A 19,618-nucleotide genomic window follows, 5' to 3' on the forward strand; every position below is an offset into this window, starting at 1 on the left:
AATAGTTCGCTTACACGTACTCGATGCCATTTCGCATATGCAAAAAGAACCCCGTAAGGTCCGTGAGTTTCGCCGGCGCGAACAGGAAATCCTCGACACCGCGTTGAATCTTTTCCTCGAACAAGGAGAGGACAGCGTCACCGTGGAGATGATCGCCGACGCGGTCGGCATCGGCAAAGGCACCATCTACAAGCACTTCAAGTCCAAGGCCGAGATCTACCTGCGGCTGATGCTGGACTACGAGCGCGACCTCAACGAGCTGTTCCACTCGCCAGAGCTGGACAAGGACAAGGAGGCGCTATCGCGCGCCTACTTCGAGTTCCGCATGCGTGATCCGCAACGCTACCGGCTGTTCGATCGCCTGGAGGAAAAGGTCCTCAAGGGGCATCAGGTGCCCGAGCTGGTGGAGGAGCTGCATCGCATCCGAGCGTCGAATTTCCAGCGCCTGACCGGGCTCATCGAAGGGCGCATCGCCGAGGGCAAGCTGGAGAACGTGCCGCCGTATTTCCACTACTGCGCCGCCTGGGCGCTGGTGCATGGCGCGGTGGCGCTGTACCACTCGCCGTTCTGGAGCAATGTGCTGGAGGACCAGGAGGGCTTCTTCCAATTCCTCATGGACATCGGCGTACGCATGGGCAACCGCCGTAAGCGCGACCTGGAAACACCGCCTCAGGGCTGATACGTTCGCTGGCGTAAAACCTGCATCGACTGCCCACTCGCCGGTTTTCCGTCACCGGCCCGTGGAGGCCCTACGATGCGTCACCTGATCTCTCTTTGCCTGTTGCTTGCCCTGGCGGGCTGCATGAAGGTCAGCGACATGGCCGAGGCGACCCGCTATCAACTCGGCGATGCGGGCCTTCTCGACCATTCCGCGACCTACCGTTCGGCGAACTGGCGCTTGCAGCCGGACTCATATCTTTACTTTGCGCAAAGCCACATGGTTCCGCCGGGATCGGCCTATCCGCGGCCCAACGTGGTGGCGGAGGAAGCGCTCAAGGCATTCGCCGAGTATTTTCCCCAGGTGCGGCGCGCTACCCAGCCGCTCGGCTTCGCCGAAGCCATGTCCGAAGCGCGTGCGCTGGGTGCCCACTACCTGCTGTATGCGCGTTTCGCCCAGGCTGACGACCGCATCGGTAGCGTCGTCGAATGGGAGGACCAGGAGGCACTCGATCGCCTGGGCGTGGACAATGGCGTGATCCAGATGATGCTGGTGGAGACCGCCACCGGCTATCTGGTCGACAGCGTGCGCATCCGCATGCGGGGTGGCCTGCTGACCCTGCAGGACAAGCAGCCGCAGGACCTGCTCGGGCCGCCGCTGACCAGCTACGCGCGCTCATTGATCGGACTGGGAGAGAGGTGACGATGAGTTCAAGCGACAAGACCGGCACATTGCTCGGGCAGATTCCCGCCCAGCGGGACGGATTGCCGCCGGTGCATCTGTGGAATCCGCCGTTCTGCGGCGATATCGACATGCGCATCGATCGCGAAGGGACCTGGCATTACCTGGGCTCGCCGATCGGTCGCAAGCCGATGGTGAAGCTCTTCTCCAGCGTGCTCAAGCGTGAGGGGGATGACTATTTTCTGGTAACGCCGGTGGAAAAGGTGGGTATCCGCGTGGATGTCGCGCCTTTCGTCGCGGTGACCTTGCAGGTGGAAGGCGAGGGGCGCGAGCAGCGCCTGCACTTCGTCACCAACGTCGACGAGACATTGACAGCGGGTGCCGAACACCCGATTCGCGTGGAAGAGGATCCTGCCACGGGTGAGCCGGCTCCCTTCGTTCGGGTGCGTGCCGGGCTCGAGGCGCTCATCCATCGCAACGTGTTCTATCAACTGGTCGAGCTCGCCGAAGCGCGGCAGGTGGATGGCCAGACCTGGCTCGGTGTCTGGAGCGACGGACAGTTCTTCGTCATCGGTCGCGAGCACGATTGAGTCCGGCCCGCGTTGCTGTGTACCCCACGCAGCCGCTAGTCTTCTGGACGCTGACGCCAACGGACTCGGGAACCTGCATGAATCTGTCGCTGCTCAACCGCTACGCCTTCTTTGCCGCCTGCGTGCTGTTCACCTTGGTGAGCCTGCCGTTCTGGCATCACGAGTGGCTCTGGCCGTTCACCCTGCTGACCCTGGCGTTGAGTCTGCTCGGAGTCTACGACCTATGCCAGGAGCGCCACTCGGTACGGCGTAACTATCCGGTGCTGGGTAACCTGCGTTACCTGATCGAGGGCATCCGCCCGGAAATCCGCCAGTACCTGCTCGAGGGCGATTCCGAGCAACTGCCGTTCTCCCGCGCGCAACGTTCGCTGGTCTACGCGCGGGCGAAGAACGACGGGGCGGACAAGCCGTTCGGCACGCTGATCGATGTCTACCGCGAGGGTTTCGAATTCATCGGCCACTCCATGCGCCCAGCGCCGCTGGCCAATCCCGAGGACTTTCGCGTATCTATCGGCGGCCCGCAGTGCCGCCAGCCGTACTCGGCCTCGTTGTTCAACGTCTCGGCGATGAGCTTCGGCTCTCTCAGTGCCAATGCCATTCGCGCCCTCAACCGCGGGGCGCGTATCGGTGGCTTCTACCATGACACCGGCGAGGGCAGCATCAGCCCCTATCATCGCGAGCATGGGGGCGATCTGGTGTGGGAGCTGGGCAGTGGCTACTTCGGCTGCCGGACGGAGGCCGGGCGCTTCGACCCGCAGCGCTTCGCCGAGCAGGCGGCCAGCGAACAAGTGAAGATGATCGAGATCAAGCTGTCCCAGGGCGCAAAGCCGGGGCACGGCGGGATTCTGCCCAAGGACAAGATCACCCCGGAGATCGCCGCGACCCGCGGCGTGCCCATGGGGGTGGACTGCATTTCTCCGTCCAGCCACTCGGAGTTCTCCACGCCGCTGGAATTGCTCGATTTCATCGCTCGTCTGCGCGAGCTGTCGGGTGGCAAGCCGGTGGGCTTCAAGTATTGCCTGGGTCATCCCTGGGAGTTCATGGGCATCGTCAAGGCGATGTTGCAGACCGGCATCCTGCCGGACTTCATCGTGGTCGACGGCAAGGAGGGCGGTACCGGCGCCGCGCCGCTGGAGTTCACCGATCACCTGGGCGTACCGCTACGCGAAGGGCTCCTGTTCACCCATAACGTCCTGGTCGGCGCGCGGCTGCGCGACAAGCTGCGCATCGGTGCCAGCGGCAAGATCGTCAGTGCCTTCGATATCGCCAGCGTGTTGGCGCTGGGGGCTGACTGGGCCAACTCGGCGCGCGGCTTCATGTTCGCCATCGGCTGCATCCAGAGTCGCAGCTGTCACACCAACAAATGTCCCACCGGAGTCGCTACCCAGGACCCGCTGCGCCAGCGGGCGCTGGTGGTGGACGACAAGGCCGGGCGGGTCAACAGCTTCCATCGCAATACGCTCAAGGCTCTCGCGGAGATGCTTGCTGCTGCGGGTCTGACCCATCCGGCGCAGTTGGATGCCAAGCACCTGGCCGGGCGCAACTCGACTACCGAGATCCGCCTGTTCAACCAGCAGCACCTGTTCCTCAAGCCCGGCGAATTGCTCGACGGGGTGATAGAGGGTGAGTTCTACGCACGCATGTGGGCGATGGCCCAGGCCGAAAGCTTCGATCCGCTGCCGGCGGCTTGAGGCTGGAAACCAAACAGGCTCCCGAGGGAGCCTGTTTGGTTAGGGGCGTATTACATGTTCGGGTAGTTCGGCCCGCCGCCGCCTTCCGGGGCGACCCAGGTGATGTTCTGCGCCGGGTCCTTGATGTCGCAGGTTTTGCAATGCACGCAGTTCTGCGCGTTGATCTGGAAGCGTTTGCCACCTTCGTCGGCGTCGACCACCTCGTACACGCCGGCCGGGCAGTAACGCTGTGCCGGTTCGTCGTAGAGCGGCAGGTTGCTGCCGATCGGAATGTTCGGGTCGCTCAGGCGCAGGTGGATCGGCTGGTCTTCCTCGTGGTTGGTGTTGGAGAGGAACACCGAGGAGAGTTTGTCGAAGCTGAGCTTGCCGTCCGGTTTCGGATAATCGATCTTCGGTGCCTCGTCGGCCTTTTTCAGGGCCTCGTAGTCACGTCGAGTGTCATGCAGGGTCAGCGGCAGTTTGCCACCGAGCAGGTTGTGCTCGACGAAGGCGAATGCCGGGCCCATCAGCGGACCGAACTTGTGCATAGCCGGACCGAAGTTGCGGCTCTGGTACAGCTCCTCGTACAACCAACTGGCCTTGAAGCCGTCGACGAAGCCGTTCAGTTCGTCGCCTTCCCGCTCGGCGCCGAGGGCGTCGAACACGGCTTCCGCAGCGAGCATGCCGCACTTCATCGCCGTGTGGCTGCCCTTGATCTTGGCGCCGTTCAGGGTGCCCAGGTCGCAGCCGATCAGCGCGCCCCCCGGGAAGACCATCTTCGGCAGCGAGTTGAAGCCGCCTTTGGCCAGCGCACGCGCACCGTAGGCGATGCGCTTGCCGCCTTCGAGGTACTGCGCCACCACGGGGTGGTGCTTGTAGCGCTGAAACTCGTCGAACGGAGACAGGTACGGGTTGCTGTAAGCCAGATCGACGATCAGGCCCACCACCACCTGGTTGTTTTCCAGGTGATAGAGGAAGGAGCCGCCCGGGTTGTCCTTGTCCAGCGGCCACCCGGAGGTGTGGATCACCAACCCCTGCTCGTGCTTGGCCGGGTCGATTTCCCAAAGCTCCTTGATGCCGATGCCGTAGTGCTGCGGATCGGACTCGGCATCCAGGGCGAAGCGCTTGATCAGCTGCTTGCCGATGTGGCCACGGCAGCCTTCGGCGAACAGCGTGTACTTGCCACGCAGTTCCATGCCCGGGGTATAGACGCCGTCCTTGGGCTGGCCTTCGCGGTCCACGCCCATATCGCCGGTGACGATGCCGCGCACGATGCCGTTTTCATCGACCAGTGCTTCCTGGGCGGCGAAGCCGGGGTAGATTTCCACGCCCAGGTTCTCGGCCTGCTGGGCCAACCAGCGGCACAGGTTGCCCAGGGAAATGATGTAGTTGCCTTCGTTGTGCATCGGCTTGGGCACGAAGAAGTTCGGCACCTTGCTCGCGGCCTTGGCATCCTTGAGCAGGTAGATGTCGTCGCGTTTGACCGGGGTTTCCAGGGGGGCGCCCAGTGCCTTCCAATCGGGGAACAGTTCATTCAGCGCGCGAGGCTCGAAGACCGCGCCGGAGAGGATGTGGGCGCCGACTTCGGAACCCTTCTCGACCACGCAGACACTGATCTCGCGACCGGTATCGGCAGCCTTCTGCTTGAGTCGGCACGCGGCGGAGAGGCCCGCGGGCCCGGCGCCGACGATGACGACGTCGAATTCCATGTATTCGCGTTCCACAGACAATCTCCTAATCGAGGCTCTACGGTTTTATAATTTCGGGCCACAGGCTCCCTGGCCGAGGACGGGGCATTATATAGGCAGCCCGATATGCGTCCAATACAAACGTTTGTTTGAATTTTCTCGGAGCTGCTAATCTCTCCGTCACGCGCGCCTTTGAAGAGTGGCAGTCGTATAGACACCTGTAATTGACCAGAATGCTCATTCCGGTCATGATGAGGGCAGTTTTTATCTCGCCGTTTAGGCTGGCCATCGGTACCGGCCGATGCGCAACAGGTCCTTGAGCAGGTATCGCTGCTTCAATGGCCTGAGAACGCCAGGCCTGTCTGGCGCCCCAATCCACCGGAGACTAAACGAGGAATCCATGAAGGTTCTTGTAGCTGTCAAACGAGTGGTCGACTACAACGTGAAAGTCCGCGTCAAGGCGGACAACTCCGGGGTCGATCTCGCCAACGTCAAGATGTCCATGAACCCCTTCTGCGAGATCGCGGTGGAAGAAGCCGTGCGTCTGAAGGAAAAAGGCGTGGCCAGCGAGATCGTGGTGGTCTCGATCGGCCCGTCGCAGGCGCAGGAGCAACTGCGTACCGCGCTGGCGCTGGGCGCCGACCGCGCGATCCTGGTGGAAAGCGCCGAGGAACTGGGCTCGCTGGCGATCGCCAAGGCGCTCAAGGCGGTGGTCGACAAAGAGCAGCCGCAGTTGGTGATCCTCGGCAAGCAGGCCATCGATAGCGATAACAACCAGACTGGACAGATGCTCGCCGCACTGACCGGTTACGCCCAGGGCACCTTCGCTTCCAAGGTCGAAGTACAGGGTGACAACCTGGCGGTGACCCGTGAGATCGATGGCGGCCTGCAGAGCGTCACGCTCAAGCTGCCGGCCATCGTCACCACCGACCTGCGCCTGAACGAGCCGCGCTACGCCTCCTTGCCGAACATCATGAAGGCCAAGAAGAAGCCGCTGGAAACCCTCACCCCCGAGGCGCTCGGCGTGTCCATCGCTTCCACCCTGAAGACCGTCAAGGTCGAAGCCCCGGCCGCGCGCAGCGCCGGCGTGAAGGTCGCTTCGGTGGCCGAACTGGTGGAGAAACTCAAGAACGAGGCGAAGGTGATCTGACATGGCAATCCTGGTAATCGCAGAACACGCCGCCGGCGCACTGGCCGGCGCCACGCTGAATACCGTGGCGGCAGCCGCGCAGATCGGCGGTGATATCCATGTGCTGGTCGCCGGCGAGAACGTCGGCGCCGTGGCCGATGCCGCCGCCAAGGTCGCCGGCGTGAGCAAGGTGCTGGTCGCCGACGCCGCGTCGCTGGCTCACCAACTGCCGGAGAACCTGGCGCCGCTGGTCGCTGACCTGGCGAAGAACTACAGCCACGTGCTGGCCCCGGCCACCACCAACGGCAAGAACTACCTGCCGCGCGTCGCCGCGCTGCTGGACGTCGACCAGATCTCCGAGATCACCGCGGTGCAGTCGGCCGATACCTTCCAGCGCCCGATCTACGCGGGTAACGCGATCGCCACCGTGCAGTCCAGCGCACCGATCAAGGTCATCAGCGTGCGTGCCACCGGTTTCGACGCCGTGGCTGCCGAAGGCGGCTCGGCGAGCATCGAAGCGGTGTCCGGCGCGGCGGATGCCGGCCTGTCGAGCTTCGTTGGCGAAGAATTGGCCAAGTCCGACCGTCCCGAGCTGACCGCGGCGAAGATCGTCGTCTCCGGCGGCCGTGGCATGCAGAACGGCGAGAACTTCCAGTTGCTCTACGCCGTGGCGGACAAGCTCGGTGCCGCCGTCGGCGCCTCGCGCGCTGCCGTCGATGCCGGCTTCGTGCCGAACGACATGCAGGTCGGTCAGACCGGCAAGATCGTCGCCCCTCAGTTGTACGTGGCGGTAGGCATCTCCGGTGCGATCCAGCACCTGGCGGGCATGAAGGACTCCAAGGTGATCGTGGCGATCAACAAGGACGAGGAAGCCCCGATCTTCCAGGTGGCCGACTACGGTCTGGTGGGTGATCTGTTCCAGGTTCTGCCGGAGCTTGAAAAAGCGCTCTGATCTCTATTGCAGGGCTTGACCGAGCCCGTCGCGAAGCGATTCGCGACGGGCTTTTGCGTTCTTCCGGCAGGTGGGTAGATTTTTGCGCGACCAAAGGTCGCTGGGTGCTGGGAATGCCTGCTTTACTAAGCATTACCCTGGATAAAGCAGTTTTTTGACGTTTTCATCGAACCGCCGTACGACTAGCATTCAGCTCGAGCAGGGGTTCGCTTTGCCGGGAAGTAGTCGAGGAGCGGGACTTGAGCGTATCTGAGAGAATCACGGAACGACCCCGGCGGCGCGGGCCACCGTGTGTTGGGCGAAGGCGCCTGCTGTGTAGTGCTTTGCTGGCATGCTGCATCGGTATGGTGTGGGACAGCCAGGCGGCGGGCCGCTGCGAGCGACTGGTGGCCAGCGGGAATCCGGACTATCCGCCCTTTCTTTGGCGAGACCCTGAACACCCTGGCCAACTGATTGGGGCGAGCGCCGATCTGCTTAAACACATCGGCAAGGCGATCGGCGTGGACATCGAGATACTGTATGTCGGTCCCTGGTCGCGTGCTCAGCAGGAGGCGCGCACCGGTCGCATCGACATGCTCGCCGGGGCGTTCGTCACGCTACCGCGTCTGGAGGTCATGGATTACGTCTATCCCGCGGCCTTCGAAGTCCCCAGCATGGTCTGGCTGCGCAACGATGCCGAGTGGTCCTACGGCGCTCGCGAAGACCTCGTCGGTCACGCCGGTGCAACCCTGGTCAACAACAGCTTTGGCCAGGATTTCGACGAATTCGCCCGTGAACACCTGCAATTAAGCTACGTCCCGAAGATGAGCCAGGCCTTCGACATGCTCGCGAAGGAGCGTATTGACTACGTGCTCTTCGAGCGTGACCCAGGGTTGGCGTTGACGCGAGACATGGGGTTGCAGGAAACCATGGCGTTCCATGAGCCGCCCATTTCCAGCGAGGGCCTGTACCTTACGGTCTCGCACAATTCTGCCTGTAACGATGCCTGGTTGCGTGGACAGCTGTCCCAGCAGATGGTCCATCTGGCCGTCAGTGGCCTGCCCGAGCGCTTGCTGCAGGAAAACCTGACGCGCTGGGCCAGCCAGCAGGAACACTTGCTCAGCGAGGAAGAATGATCCCTCCCGTCCGCCGTTTCCTTCCTTTCCTGTCATTGCTGACACTGCTCTGCGGATGTTCCAGCGATCCTTTGCCAACCGTACAGATGCGGGTTTCCCATGAAGCCCTGGCGCGTGCCGAGACGCTCGGTGTCGATGCCGAGCAGGTTGATCGCCAGAGCGCCGCGCTAGCGCTGCAGCAGGCCGAGCAGGCCTTGCGCGTGGGCGATGTCCATGCTGCTCGGCTGCTAGCGGAGCGAGCGGAGCTGGATGCCCGCCTGGCTGAAGCCCGCCTGTTCGTCGAACGCAGCGCGTATCGCCTGCGTCTGGCGCAAGGCGACTTGCAGCGCCTGCGTGAACAAAGTCAGGAGCAACCATGAGGAACTGCGTCGTGATTCCCCTGGCGCTGTGCCTCGCGGCCTGTGCCAGTCCTTCCACGGAGGAGGCATTGCGCCTTGCCGAAGCGCAGGTGCAGCAGACTGCGCAGAATCCCCAGGCCCAACGTGCGGCGCCCAAGGACGTCGCGCGGGCCCTGGACTCGCTACAGCGGGCCCAGCGGCTGTCCGGGTACCTCGGCAATGCCGAGGATGCGAGGCACTACGCCTACCTCGCCGAGCGTTACGCACAGATCGCCGAGGCTCAGGCGGAGGTCGCACAGAACCTGCAGCGTCTTTCCGTGGTGGAGTTGGAACAACAGCGCCTGCGTCTTCGTTTGGGCGAATCACGCCAGACCGGCGAGCGCCAGCGCAGTGCCTGGCTGGACGCGCAAATGGATGAGGCACTGGCGGGGACCGGCGACGAAGCGCTAGTGATGGAGCTCGGGGCCGGGCTCTTTGCGCCTGCGAGCGCAGAGCCGGACCCGGTGGTGAAGCGCAGCCTGTCGCGTCTGGCCGGCTTCCTGATGCAGCATCCGACCCGGCGACTGCGAGTCGAGGGTTACGCCGACGCGCGTAGCGATGGCAGCACGCAGTCGGCGCTAGGCGTGTCGCTGGCACGTGCGCAGGCTATCGCGGCGCAACTGCGTGCGCTCGGCCTGGCTGATGAGCGTATCGAAGTCGCGGGGCTGGGCAGCGCTTTTCCCGTTGCCGAGAGTGCGTCGGCGCAGGGGCGCGAGCGCAATCGGAGGGTCGAGATCGTGGTTTCCTCCAGCGACGGAAGCCTGCCGCCATTGCGATAACCTCTGCATGAATACAATTCAGTGGTTGCTTAAATTTATGGCCTAACTGTTCCGGTGCAGATGGTCTATCATCGCTACTCCTGCTGCCCCAGCCACGGACGATGGCCATGACCAATCTGCTGCTCTACCAACGCATCGCCCAGCAACTCGCCGAAGACATTCGGCGAGGTGTCTATCAGCCTGGTGAGCGCGTGCCATCGGTGCGCAAGATGAGCTCGCAGCTCAATGTCAGCCACGCCACGGTGTTGCAGGCCTACGCCAATCTCGAGGATCAGGGGCTGATCCGTGCGCGGCCGCAGTCGGGCTACTACGTGCACCGCACGCCGGCGCTGACCGCTCCGACGCCGGACATCGCGCGGGTGGAACTGCCGGGCCTGGTGACGCGCAGCAGCATCATCCATCAAGTACTCGCCGAGTCTCGCCGCGAGGGTGTGTTTCCCCTCGGTGCGGCGGTCCCCCACGTGGACTACCTGCCGGTGCGGGCATTGCACCAGCAGTTGGCCAAGGTCACCCGCTTCCAGAGTCCGCGCGCGTTCAGCTACATGTTCAGTCCCGGCTTCGAACCGTTGCGCCGCCAGGTGGCGATTCGCATGCGTGATGCTGGGGTGGTGGTCGATCCTTCCGAAGTAGTGATCACCCACGGCTGCGTCGATGCGCTGCAGATGGCGCTGCGTGTCACCACCCAGCCGGGGGACCTGATCGCCACCGAATCGCCGACTTACTACGGGCTGTTGCAGTTGGCCGATCTGCTTGGGCTGAAGGTCATCGAGATTCCGAGCGATCCGGCCAACGGCATCAGCCTCGAGGCCCTGCAATTGGCCGCTACCCAGTGGCCGGTGAAGGCCGTGGTACTCACGGCACGGCTGTCCAACCCGCTGGGCGGCAGCATTCCCGAGGATCGCCAGAAACAGCTGTTGCGCCTGGCCGGCGAATTCGACATCCAGATCATCGAGGACGATATCTACGGGGAGCTGATGTTCGAGCAGGGCCCGGTCAAGGCGCTCAAGGCGGCCGACCGGCATGGCCGGGTGATCTACTGCTCGAGTTTCTCCAAGACACTGTCGCCGGGCGTGCGCATCGGCTGGATGATCGGCGGCAAGTACCAGGACGAGGTGCAGCGGCTGCAGACCTTCACCACCCATTCCGCCTGCAGCGTCACGCAAATGGCGGTCGCGGCCTACCTGGAGAACGGTGGCTACGACCGTCACCTGCGCTATATCCGCCAGGAGTACCGCAAGAACCTATCGGCGTTCCAACTGGCGGTACAGCAGTACTTTCCCGAAGGGACCCAGATCACCCGGCCCAACGGTGGCTTCATTCTCTGGGTGAGTCTGCCGGCGCGGGTGAATACCAAGGAGTTGCACGTGCGGGCGCTGGCGCAAGGCATCAGCATCGCCCCAGGGCTGATCTTCAGTAATACCGAGCAGTTCAATCACTGCGTGCGGCTCAACTGCGGCATCCCGTGGAATCGCGAGACCGAGCGGGCGCTGTCCACCCTCGGCCTGCTCGCGACCCAGTTGTGCCAGGATGCGCCGAGCCTCAATTAGGGGCGGCGTACGTATCAGCTGTCGTCGGCTGCACGCCGCCATCGGCGAGCAGTGCAAGGGACTTTGGACGTATTGCCCAGAGGACAACGCAGCGATGGCCGTCGACGGCAAGTGCAGCCCGACATTCGATGCGTTGCGCGACACCAGGCTCGCGTCGCCTCTGACTCAGGCCTTGGGCAGGGTGACGCCGGTCTGCCCCTGGTACTTGCCGCCACGGTCTCGGTAGGACACTTCGCAGGCCTCGTCCGACTGCAGGAAAAGCATTTGCGCGACGCCTTCGTGGGCGTAGATCTTGGCCGGCAGGTTGGTGGTATTGGAGAACTCGAGGGTCACATGGCCCTCCCATTCCGGCTCCAGCGGGGTGACGTTGACGATGATGCCGCAGCGTGCGTAGGTGCTCTTGCCCAGGCAGATGGTCAGCACGTCGCGGGGGATGCGGAAATACTCGACGGTGCGCGCCAGGGCGAAGGAGTTCGGCGGGATGATGCAGACATCGCTCTTGATGTCGACGAAGCTCTTCTCATCGAAGTTCTTCGGGTCGACCACCGCCGAGTGGATGTTGGTGAACACCTTGAACTCGTCGGCGCAGCGCACGTCGTAGCCGTAGCTGGAGACCCCATAGGAGATCAGCTTGTTCTCGCCGGCGTCGCGCACCTGGCGCTCGACGAAGGGCTCGATCATGCCGTGCTCTTGAGCCATGCGGCGAATCCACTTGTCCGATTTGATGCTCATGGCGGGGTCCTGGGTCGGTATTCTCGAAGGGAGCGCGAATCTTACCGGTCGCGCGCCGGCCGTTCAAAGGCCTAGGATCTAATCCCGTTTCGTTACTTCACCTCTCGAGGCCCGATGGGCGCGGAGTCGTTGCATGCAGGTGCTGAGTAGTCTGTTGGTATTCCTCGCTAGCCTGGCGTTCATGGAGGTGTTCGCCTGGTGGGCGCACAAGTACGTGATGCATGGCTGGGGCTGGGGATGGCATCGCTCGCACCACGAACCGCGGCACGGCTGGTTCGAGAAGAACGATCTCTACGCGCTGGTATTCGCCGGGGTCGCCATCGTCTTGATCGCCCTGGGCACCGCGGGTCTCTGGCCTTTGCAGTGGATCGGCGCCGGGATGACCGCCTACGGCTTTCTCTATTTTCTCGCCCACGACGGCTTGGTGCACCAGCGCTGGCCGCTGCGCTACGTGCCGCGCTCGGGTTATCTCAAGCGGCTCTACCAGGCGCATCGCCTGCATCATGCGGTGGACGGCCGCGAAGGCTGCGTGTCCTTCGGCTTTCTTTATGCACCCTCATTGGCGCATCTGCGCGCCGAGCTGCGGCGCCTGCATGGTGGGCGCTTGGCGCGCTCTGATGAACGGGAAACACATCGGGTTGGTTGAACGAGTGCAGCTGGCACTCAAGGCTCGGTGCGCTCGCTGGCGCTAATCCTTAACTGTGAGCGTTGTAGCTGCCTCTGATGTTTGTGGTTTTGTGCTTGAGTGTAGGAGCGTTGCACTTTCCTCAGGTGGGACTACCGATTTCGCCTTGCACGGCGAGTCACTTTCTCTTGAAATGCCAAGAGAAAGTAACCAAAGAGAAGGGCACCCCAGCATCCGGCCCCAACCGCTGCGCGGTTGGGGTTCCGGGTGCGTGCCGCGTCATCGGTGGTCGCGTTGCTCGGCCCCGGCCCCGTAGGATGGGTCGAGGAGCGTAGCGACGATACCCATCGTGGCGGCGTGATGGGTATCGCTGCGCTGAACCCATCCTACTTATTGGCGGGCGGCACCCAAACGCCCCGTTGGTCCGGGTGAACGAACCCCGTCCGCGCAGCGGGAGGGGCCGGATCGCCGGGGCAACGGTTTTGCGTCCTTTTGCCACGACGAAAGGACGTCGCCCAGCAGGGCGAAACCAGGAATTCCGGAGGAACGCCGACAACTGTGCTTTGGCACCGAAGGCCTGGTGCACTGGAGACGCGAAGCGTCTCGGGAGGCCTGCCCACGCAGGAGCGTGGGCACGATCATCTTGAGCCGCTACCGCTGGGGTCTGTGGTTTTCGGTATGCGACCGCCGCGCTTTCCTCGGTTGACGCGACAGGTTTCGCCTTGCACGGCGAATCACTTTCTCTTGCGTACGGATGGCCGCCCCGCCAAGAGAAAGTAACCAAAGAGAACGGCACCCCAGCATCCGGCCCCAACCGCTGCGCGGTTGGGGTTCCCTCGCTCCGGCGCTGCTCCGGGGGCGGCCCGTACGGTCCATCCCTGGACCGCACAGGCCTTTCGCCGCCGTCCGGGCGGCTCACTCCCCTGCGCAGCACCTGCACTCGGCCTCCTGACGGGGCCCCGGGGTGCAAGCCGCACCGAGGTGAGTGCTTCTTAGGAGCAGAGGTGTCCGATCGCGTTCCCCTAGTTTTCCCGTACTCGCTTGTCCCACTGCTGCAACGCTAACTCTGTGGGCGTTGCCAGAGTCCGGCTGGCCGTGTAGCCGGCTGCTGTAGGCGCGAGGCCAGCGCGCGGCCGCCGCCGAGTAATAGCAGGCCTAGCTTCTCCGCAGTGCCGGTGGCGCTTCGCGTGTCCCAGGCGCGCGCGCCGCGGGCGCGGACCTTGTGGCCGATGCGGCGGTAGACGCCATGGGCACTGGCGATGGCCCAGGCCGAGCGTGGCGGCAGCGCCGGCAGGCCGGCGAGGGCCGAGGCGTAGTAGGGCTCCGCGGCATCCACCAGGCGCCTGGCGAGACAGGCCAGGGCCGTGCGTCGGGAGGCATCGCCGACTGCCCCGCGGGGGAGCCCTGCGTCATCCAGCCAGGTTTGTGGCAGATAGATGCGTCCAGCCTCGGCGTCCTCGACGATGTCCCGGGCGATGTTGCTGAGCTGGAAGGCCAGGCCCAGGTCGCAGGCTCGGTCGAGTACCGCCTCGTCGCGCACGCCCATCAGCATCGCCATCATCACGCCGACCACGCCCGCTACCCGGTAGGCATACAGCAGCAGATCGTCGAAGTCGGCGTAGACGTGCCCATCGGCGTCCATGGCGAAACCGTCCAGGTGTGCCTGCGGCAGCCATTGCGGGATGGCATGGCGTCCAACCACTTCGGCCAGCGCGGCGAAGGCGGGGTCGCCTGGCGTCTGCCCGGCATACACCGCTGCCGTGGCGGCGCGCAGCTCTACCAGGCGTGCGCGGGCCTGGTCCGGGTCCGGGGGGGCGAGTTCGTGGCCCAGCACCTGGCCGTCGATGACGTCGTCGCAGTGCCGGCACCAGGCGTACAGGAGTACCGCGCTGCGCCGGGTATCGGCATCGAACAGCCGTGCGGCGGCGGCGAAGCTCTTCGAGCCGACGGCGATGCTGCGTTCGGCGTGGGCCTGCAGCTCCAGGCTCATGTCAGGTCCTCGAGCATCAGCGAGGCGCTGGCCTTGGCAGAGCCGACCACGCCCGGCACGCCGGCGCCCGGGTGGGTGCCGGCGCCGACCAGGTAGAGGTTGCCGAGCGTGTCGTCACGGTTGTGCGGGCGGAACCAGGCGCTCTGGGTGAGGATGGGTTCCAGCGAGAAGGCCGAGCCCAGATGGGCGCCCAGCTCGCTCTTGAAGTCCGCCGGGGTGAAGTGCCGCTGCACCACCAGATGCCGACGCAGGCCGGGCATGTAGCGCTGCTCCAGGTAATCGAGGATGCGCTCGGCCAGGCGCGGGCCTTCCTGTTCCCAGTCCAGCGGCGCGTTGCCCAGGTGCGGTACCGGCGCCAGCACGTAGTGCGCGGCGCACCCGGGTGGCGCCAGCGAGGGATCGCTGACGCAGGGCGCATGCAGGTACAGGGAGAAATCCTCCGGCAACTGCTGGCCATGGAAGATTTCCTGGATCAGCTCGCGATAGCGTGCCCCAAAGCACACGGTGTGGTGCGCCATATCGGGCATCTGCGTGTCCAGGCCGAAGTACAAAACGAACAACGACATGCTCGAACGCTTGCCGGCCAATCGGCGCCCCTCGCGGCGCCCATGGGGATGCTCGCTGAGCAACTCGCGATAGGTGTTGACCACGTCGGCATTGGAGGCGAAGGCATCGGCGGCGAAGCGCCGTCCATCGCTACAGACGGCGGCGCTCAGGCGGCCATCCGAGGTTTCCAGGCGCGCCACGGGCGCATTCAGCTCCAGGCGCCCGCCCAGGTCCTCGAACAGTCGCACCAGCGCCTGTACCAGCGCTCCGGTACCTCCACGGGGGAACCACACGCCCCACTCGCGCTCCAGGGCGTGGATCAGCGCATAGATGGCGCTGGTGGCAAAAGGGTTTCCGCCGACCAGCAGCGAGTGGAAGGAAAACGCCTGGCGCAGCCGCTCGTCACGGATGAAGTGCGCGACCTGGGTATAGACGCTGTTCCAGGCGCGCAGTCGCAGCAACTGTGGCGCCGCAGCGAGCATCTGCCCGAAGGATTGGAAGGGTACGGCGCCGAGCTTCAGGTAGCCTTCCTCGAACACGGCCTTGGAATACGCCAGAAAGCGCTGGTAGCCGGCGACATCCGCCGGCTCGAAGGCACGAATCTGCGCATCCAGTGCGGCCTGGTCGTTGGCGTAGTCGAAACGACTGCCATCTTCCCAGCAGAGCCGATAGAAGGGCGTGACCGGCAGCAGCTCGACGTAATCCTCCATGCGCCGCCCGGCCAGCTCGAAGAGTTCGCGCAGGCAGCCAGGGTCGGTGATGACCGTCGGGCCGGCATCGAAGGTGAAGCCCTGCTCGTGATAGACGTAGGCGCGACCGCCGGGGAGGTCGCGCTTTTCCAGTACGGTGGTGGCGATGCCGGCGGCCTGCAGGCGAATGGCCAGGGCCAGACCGCCGAAGCCGGCACCGATCACCACGGCGCTCTTGGTTGGATTCATGGAGCGTCCTTGTCGGATAGCGGATGTCGGGCGAGGGCGGCACGCAGGGCTGCCCCGAGGGGCACCGGTGGCTTGCCGCTGAGAATGCGCAGCTTGTCCGCAAGCGTCGGGCGCCCGGCGTAGAAGCGCGCGATGAGGGGCTCCGGCAAGCCATAGAAACGTTGCATGACCCGCCAGCGCGCCTGAGGCTCGGCGGCGAGAAACAGCATGCGGTTGAGCAAACGGAAGAAGCCCTGACGCTGCCAGGCCCGGCGGGCTTCGTCGCGAATCTCGGCATGCAGCGCCGCGGCGTCGGGCGTGGAAAGGCGGGCGAGGCGCTCGGCCAGGCGCACGGCGTCGGGCAGCGAATAGCCGGTGGTCGCATGGAACAGCCCGGCGGCGAGGCCCGCGCGCGGCTGCCCGGTGGTTTCACGCCAGAACGCCTCGATATCGCCGGCCAAGGTGATCGGCAGCACGCCGCGCTCCTCGCGTATACAGCGTTCCACCTGCCAGCCCCGCGCGGACACATAGGCGGCAATCTCCTCCCGGAGTTGCGCTAGCTCCTGAGCGGCGCCGTCGGCGTAGCGGGTGTCCTCGACCAGTAGACGCCTGCTGTCCAGCGGCAGCAGGTAGACGAAGCGGTAGCCGTCCTGTTGGGGCAGGTCGGCGTCCATCAACAGCGGCAACTGCAGGCCGTGGGGCTCGCGCAGCAGCAGTTCCTGGCCGAGGAATTTCTGGTAGCCCAGGCTCAGGTGCGGGTTGGGGCCGGCGCCGCGTCCATCGATCACCGCCTGGGCATGGAGTGTGCGGCCATCGGCCAGGCGCACCTGGCTTGGCTTGACGTCCACGACCGGGGTGTCGAGCCACACCTGGGCACCGAGGCGAGCCTGTAGTTGGCGATCGAAGTGCGTGCTGGAGAGGCTCAGGTAGCCCTGCTCGATGCGTCGCGTGCGCTCAGGGAAACGTACCATCTGCGCCGGCCAGCGATATTCCACCAGCGGCGCCAACCAGGCGTGTTGCGTGGGCGTAAGGTCTCCCTGGTGGAATGACCAAGTGTGTTCGCCGCCCAATCGAGGCGCGGCTTCGAGCAGCAATACCCGCCACTCCGGACGGGCCTCGGCCAGGTGCCAGGCGATGAGTCCGTTGGCCAGACCGCCGCCGACCAGGATCAGCTCGGCGTCAGCACGCATCGGCGCATACCGGGCGGCCGCTGTCGAGCGCGCGCTCGACGATATCCGCGGCGCGTGGCGCGCCACCGGCCTGGCTCAGTTGCACGCCGAGCTGGGCGGCGCGCTCGCTGAAGTGGGGTTCCTGCAATAGGCGTTGCAGGCGCTGGGCGATTCCACTGCTGCCGAGCAGCGCCGGCAGGGCGCGCAGACCGCAGCCACTGTGCTGGACGCGCGCCGCGACGCCGGGTTGGTCGAAGGCAATGGGCAGGGCAAGCATTGGCGTGGCGGTGGCGAGGGCGTCCATCACCGTATTCAGACCCGCGTGGGTAATCAGTGCGTCGGCCCGCGCCAGGGCGGCGCGCTGGGGGGCGAAGTCAGTCACCCAGGTGGCTCCCTGACGCTCGAGTACGCGTTCTTGCAGGGTATTCAAGCGCCCGCAGTGCGCCAGCAGCAGTTGCGCTTCGCAGCGGTGGGCGGCGCGGGCAATGCGCTTGAACAGTTCGAAGCGTCCCCCCTGCAGAGTCCCCAGCGAGGCGAAGATAAATGGGCGCGCCGGATCTAGCGGCAGTTGTAGCGGCGGCTCGGCCAGGGGCGGGCGCAGTGGTCCGACGGCATGGTAGTGCGCTGGCGCTTCGAGGCGGGGAAAGTCGAAGGCGGCGATGGTCTGACTGATCTGCGCCAATGGCGAAAGGCACTCATGCAGGGCACGGCGCGGGGGCAGTCCGAGGTTGCGCGCAGCGGCTTCGATGACCTGGGTGTGCGGCGTCATCATGCGATCGTAGACGCCGGTGCTGCCGCGATTGAGCCCTTCGCCACGGGGCGTGCTGGCATAGCCCCAGGGCATCACCGGCAACGGTACGCGCGCCTCGCGGTTTACCGGCAGGGCGCAGGCGACGGAAACCCAGGGCACCTGCAGGTGTTCGCCGAGCAGTCCGCCGGCGGCCTCCATCTCGTCGGCGATCACCCCGTCCACCCCAAGCTCGCGCAGCGCTGCCGGTCCTTCACGGCAGAGCATCGCGGTGCCCTCGGCCATGTCCTGGATTACCCGACGCAGTCCCAGCGGCCCGCCTGGTCGCGCGGCGCGTTCGATCAGCGCCTGCAGCGAACCCGGCGGGTGACTGCGCTCGCCGAGCGGATGGAAGCCGATGCGCGGGTCGCGGAGAAATCTCGCGGCGTCGGCCCGCTGCAGGAAGGTGACGCGGTGGCCACGCTCCAGCAACGCAATGGCCAGTGCCTGCAGGGCTTCGAAATGGCTGGGGAAGGGCGGAGCGATGAACGCCAGATGGCTCATGCCATGGGCCCCAGCAACGGCGCGCGGCGCAGGGCGGCAAGGTCGGCGGAGGCGGTACAGAAGCAGGCGATGCGCAATTGCTCGATGATCTCGGTGAAGTGGCTATGGACGGCCTCGCTGGAGACACAGGCGGCATCGAGCACGGCCGCCGCCTGTCCGACCAGATCCGCGCCCAGGCGTAGCGCTTTGGCAGCGTCCACGCCGTCGCGAATGCCGCCGGAGGCGATCAGCGGCAGACCCGGGCAGGCTTCGCGCACTTGCAGCAGGGCCGTCGCCGTCGGCGTGCCCCAGTCCGCGAAGGCTTCGGCAATCACCCGCTGGCTAGACGTGCGCGCACGCTGGGCTTCCACCGCGGCCCAACTGGTACCGCCCACGCCCGCGATATCCACGACCGCGACGCCGATCTCCTGCAGGCGCCGCGCCACAGGCGCGGAGAGCCCCGCGCCGACTTCCTTGACCACCACCGGTGCGCCCAACTCGCGCACCAGTCGTTGCAGTGCGCCCAGTACGCCGCGCCAGTCGCGGTCGCCACCGGGTTGCAGGGCCTCCTGCAGCGGATTGAGATGGATGATCAGGGCGTCGGCCTCGAGCGCGTCAAGGGCACGCCGGGCCATGCTCACGCCGCCAGGATCGCGCAACTGCGCGGCACCGAGATTTCCCAGTAACGGTACGTCCGGTGCCAGTTGGCGCAACTCTCGGGTGAGGCCGAAGTCTCGGCCGGTTTGCAGGGCGACCCGTTGGGAGCCGACGCCCAGGGCGATACCCAGTGCCTGGGCGGCTTCGGCAAGATGACGATTGATGCGACTGGCCTGCTCCGCGCCGCCGGTCATCGAGCTGATCAGCAGGGGCGCGCGTAAGCGCCGGCCGAGGAAGTCGCAGGACAGATCGATCTCATCCAGATGCAACTCCGGCAGCGCGCAGTGCTCGAAGCGATAGGCCGCGAAACCTGTTTGGGCCGCTTGTGGGTGAGCGAGTCCCTGCAACACGATGCGCAAATGGTCGCGCTTGCGTTGGGAGAGGGCGTCGTCGGCCATTGGCACTCCTTGTCATGGACGGACGGGCATTTCTTGCCGTTACCGTGGTCTTGGACAAATATGATACAAGAAAGGCTGCTTGTACAAGTTTACGCCGCTGCCGATCCATCGCCCCCAGCTGGAGTGCT

The 19,618-nt window shown here is 65.1% G+C and carries 18 protein-coding genes; 11 read left to right on the plus strand and 7 right to left on the minus strand.

Annotated elements, in window-relative coordinates; genetic code table 11:
- The first annotated feature begins 37 nt into the window (after positions 1-37).
- The 4 genes from ACYRGX_RS09765 to ACYRGX_RS09780 all read left to right on the plus strand — a co-directional run bounded on the left by ACYRGX_RS09765 (position 38) and on the right by ACYRGX_RS09780 (position 3,620).
- On the plus strand, positions 38-679 hold the full coding sequence (locus tag ACYRGX_RS09765; protein WP_473056364.1) for a TetR/AcrR family transcriptional regulator: 642 nt from the start codon (positions 38-40) through the stop codon (positions 677-679).
- A gap of 75 nt (positions 680-754) precedes the next feature.
- Positions 755-1,360 (plus strand): DUF4823 domain-containing protein, encoded by a 606-nt coding sequence (locus tag ACYRGX_RS09770; RefSeq protein ID WP_473056365.1) that lies wholly within the window; start codon positions 755-757, stop codon positions 1,358-1,360.
- A 2-nt stretch (positions 1,361-1,362) separates the two neighbouring features.
- A complete protein-coding gene (locus ACYRGX_RS09775) occupies positions 1,363-1,929 on the plus strand; it encodes a DUF1285 domain-containing protein (RefSeq protein WP_473056366.1) in 567 nt (188 codons plus the stop codon).
- A gap of 77 nt (positions 1,930-2,006) precedes the next feature.
- Positions 2,007-3,620 carry an FMN-binding glutamate synthase family protein gene (locus tag ACYRGX_RS09780; RefSeq protein WP_473056367.1) on the plus strand — a complete coding sequence of 538 codons (1,614 nt, stop codon included), beginning with the start codon at positions 2,007-2,009 and terminating at the stop codon, positions 3,618-3,620.
- Between the two features lie 50 nt (positions 3,621-3,670).
- Here ACYRGX_RS09780 and ACYRGX_RS09785 read toward each other — a convergent pair whose 3' ends face one another.
- Complete coding sequence (locus ACYRGX_RS09785) at positions 3,671-5,323, minus strand: electron transfer flavoprotein-ubiquinone oxidoreductase (RefSeq protein ID WP_473056368.1); 1,653 nt, start codon at positions 5,321-5,323, stop codon at positions 3,671-3,673.
- A 364-nt stretch (positions 5,324-5,687) separates the two neighbouring features.
- On the opposite strand from ACYRGX_RS09785, the gene ACYRGX_RS09790 reads away from it, so the two are divergent.
- The 6 genes from ACYRGX_RS09790 (at position 5,688) to ACYRGX_RS09815 (ending at position 11,186) form a co-directional block, all read left to right on the plus strand.
- A complete protein-coding gene (locus tag ACYRGX_RS09790; protein WP_473056369.1) occupies positions 5,688-6,437 on the plus strand; it encodes an electron transfer flavoprotein subunit beta/FixA family protein in 750 nt (249 codons plus the stop codon).
- A gap of 1 nt (position 6,438) precedes the next feature.
- On the plus strand, positions 6,439-7,368 hold the full coding sequence (locus ACYRGX_RS09795; protein WP_473056370.1) for an electron transfer flavoprotein subunit alpha/FixB family protein: 930 nt from the start codon (positions 6,439-6,441) through the stop codon (positions 7,366-7,368).
- A gap of 344 nt (positions 7,369-7,712) precedes the next feature.
- Positions 7,713-8,483, plus strand: coding sequence for a substrate-binding periplasmic protein (locus tag ACYRGX_RS09800; RefSeq protein ID WP_473056371.1), 771 nt, complete (start codon positions 7,713-7,715; stop codon positions 8,481-8,483).
- Between the two features lie 86 nt (positions 8,484-8,569).
- Complete coding sequence (locus ACYRGX_RS09805; RefSeq protein ID WP_473056372.1) at positions 8,570-8,842, plus strand: DUF4398 domain-containing protein; 273 nt, start codon at positions 8,570-8,572, stop codon at positions 8,840-8,842.
- Positions 8,839-9,639 (plus strand): OmpA family protein, encoded by an 801-nt coding sequence (locus ACYRGX_RS09810; RefSeq protein WP_473056373.1) that lies wholly within the window; start codon positions 8,839-8,841, stop codon positions 9,637-9,639. Before ACYRGX_RS09805 ends, ACYRGX_RS09810 begins: the two co-directional genes overlap by 4 nt.
- Before the next feature lie 107 nt (positions 9,640-9,746).
- A complete protein-coding gene (locus tag ACYRGX_RS09815; RefSeq protein WP_473056374.1) occupies positions 9,747-11,186 on the plus strand; it encodes an aminotransferase-like domain-containing protein in 1,440 nt (479 codons plus the stop codon).
- Positions 11,187-11,351: 165 nt separating this feature from the next.
- Here the strand turns inward: ACYRGX_RS09815 and dcd are convergent, their stop codons facing one another.
- Positions 11,352-11,918: a dCTP deaminase gene (dcd, locus tag ACYRGX_RS09820; protein ID WP_473056375.1), complete on the minus strand. Its 567-nt coding sequence runs from the start codon at positions 11,916-11,918 to the stop codon at positions 11,352-11,354.
- A 133-nt stretch (positions 11,919-12,051) separates the two neighbouring features.
- Here dcd and ACYRGX_RS09825 point away from each other — a divergent pair, with 133 nt between their 5' ends.
- Positions 12,052-12,564, plus strand: a complete 513-nt coding sequence (locus ACYRGX_RS09825; RefSeq protein WP_473056376.1) for a sterol desaturase family protein — start codon at positions 12,052-12,054, stop codon at positions 12,562-12,564.
- Positions 12,565-13,603: 1,039 nt separating this feature from the next.
- On the opposite strand, the gene ACYRGX_RS09830 is transcribed toward ACYRGX_RS09825, so the two are convergent.
- From ACYRGX_RS09830 to fni, 5 genes are read right to left on the minus strand one after another with little or no spacing between them, the layout of a single operon-like run.
- Positions 13,604-14,533: a phytoene/squalene synthase family protein gene (locus tag ACYRGX_RS09830; protein WP_473056377.1), complete on the minus strand. Its 930-nt coding sequence runs from the start codon at positions 14,531-14,533 to the stop codon at positions 13,604-13,606.
- Positions 14,530-16,017 carry a phytoene desaturase gene (locus ACYRGX_RS09835; protein ID WP_473056378.1) on the minus strand — a complete coding sequence of 496 codons (1,488 nt, stop codon included), beginning with the start codon at positions 16,015-16,017 and terminating at the stop codon, positions 14,530-14,532. Before ACYRGX_RS09835 ends, ACYRGX_RS09830 begins: the two co-directional genes overlap by 4 nt.
- Positions 16,014-17,186, minus strand: a complete 1,173-nt coding sequence (gene crtY / locus ACYRGX_RS09840) for a lycopene beta-cyclase CrtY (protein WP_473056379.1) — start codon at positions 17,184-17,186, stop codon at positions 16,014-16,016. Before crtY ends, ACYRGX_RS09835 begins: the two co-directional genes overlap by 4 nt.
- A complete protein-coding gene (locus ACYRGX_RS09845; protein ID WP_473056380.1) occupies positions 17,176-18,456 on the minus strand; it encodes a glycosyltransferase in 1,281 nt (426 codons plus the stop codon). The genes crtY and ACYRGX_RS09845 overlap by 11 nt, the downstream gene beginning before the upstream one ends.
- Complete coding sequence (fni, locus tag ACYRGX_RS09850) at positions 18,453-19,490, minus strand: type 2 isopentenyl-diphosphate Delta-isomerase (RefSeq protein WP_473056381.1); 1,038 nt, start codon at positions 19,488-19,490, stop codon at positions 18,453-18,455. Before fni ends, ACYRGX_RS09845 begins: the two co-directional genes overlap by 4 nt.
- Positions 19,491-19,618 lie beyond the last annotated feature (128 nt).

Source organism: Pseudomonas sp. R4-15, assembly GCF_055768815.1.

Excerpts from the sequence above, each read along its gene's own strand:
- ACYRGX_RS09765 (WP_473056364.1), top strand. The coding sequence starts at position 38 with ATGCAAAAAGAACCCCGTAAGGTCCGTGAGTTTCGCCGGCGCGAACAG.
- ACYRGX_RS09770 (WP_473056365.1), top strand. The coding sequence starts at position 755 with ATGCGTCACCTGATCTCTCTTTGCCTGTTGCTTGCCCTGGCGGGCTGC.
- ACYRGX_RS09775 (WP_473056366.1), top strand. The coding sequence starts at position 1,363 with ATGAGTTCAAGCGACAAGACCGGCACATTGCTCGGGCAGATTCCCGCC.
- ACYRGX_RS09780 (WP_473056367.1), top strand. The coding sequence starts at position 2,007 with ATGAATCTGTCGCTGCTCAACCGCTACGCCTTCTTTGCCGCCTGCGTG.
- ACYRGX_RS09790 (WP_473056369.1), top strand. The coding sequence starts at position 5,688 with ATGAAGGTTCTTGTAGCTGTCAAACGAGTGGTCGACTACAACGTGAAA.
- ACYRGX_RS09795 (WP_473056370.1), top strand. The coding sequence starts at position 6,439 with ATGGCAATCCTGGTAATCGCAGAACACGCCGCCGGCGCACTGGCCGGC.
- ACYRGX_RS09800 (WP_473056371.1), top strand. The coding sequence starts at position 7,713 with ATGGTGTGGGACAGCCAGGCGGCGGGCCGCTGCGAGCGACTGGTGGCC.
- ACYRGX_RS09805 (WP_473056372.1), top strand. The coding sequence starts at position 8,570 with ATGCGGGTTTCCCATGAAGCCCTGGCGCGTGCCGAGACGCTCGGTGTC.
- ACYRGX_RS09810 (WP_473056373.1), top strand. The coding sequence starts at position 8,839 with ATGAGGAACTGCGTCGTGATTCCCCTGGCGCTGTGCCTCGCGGCCTGT.
- ACYRGX_RS09815 (WP_473056374.1), top strand. The coding sequence starts at position 9,747 with ATGACCAATCTGCTGCTCTACCAACGCATCGCCCAGCAACTCGCCGAA.
- dcd (WP_473056375.1), bottom strand. The coding sequence starts at position 11,918 with ATGAGCATCAAATCGGACAAGTGGATTCGCCGCATGGCTCAAGAGCAC.
- ACYRGX_RS09825 (WP_473056376.1), top strand. The coding sequence starts at position 12,052 with ATGCAGGTGCTGAGTAGTCTGTTGGTATTCCTCGCTAGCCTGGCGTTC.
- ACYRGX_RS09830 (WP_473056377.1), bottom strand. The coding sequence starts at position 14,533 with ATGAGCCTGGAGCTGCAGGCCCACGCCGAACGCAGCATCGCCGTCGGC.
- ACYRGX_RS09835 (WP_473056378.1), bottom strand. The coding sequence starts at position 16,017 with ATGAATCCAACCAAGAGCGCCGTGGTGATCGGTGCCGGCTTCGGCGGT.
- crtY (WP_473056379.1), bottom strand. The coding sequence starts at position 17,186 with ATGCGTGCTGACGCCGAGCTGATCCTGGTCGGCGGCGGTCTGGCCAAC.
- ACYRGX_RS09845 (WP_473056380.1), bottom strand. The coding sequence starts at position 18,456 with ATGAGCCATCTGGCGTTCATCGCTCCGCCCTTCCCCAGCCATTTCGAA.
- fni (WP_473056381.1), bottom strand. The coding sequence starts at position 19,490 with ATGGCCGACGACGCCCTCTCCCAACGCAAGCGCGACCATTTGCGCATC.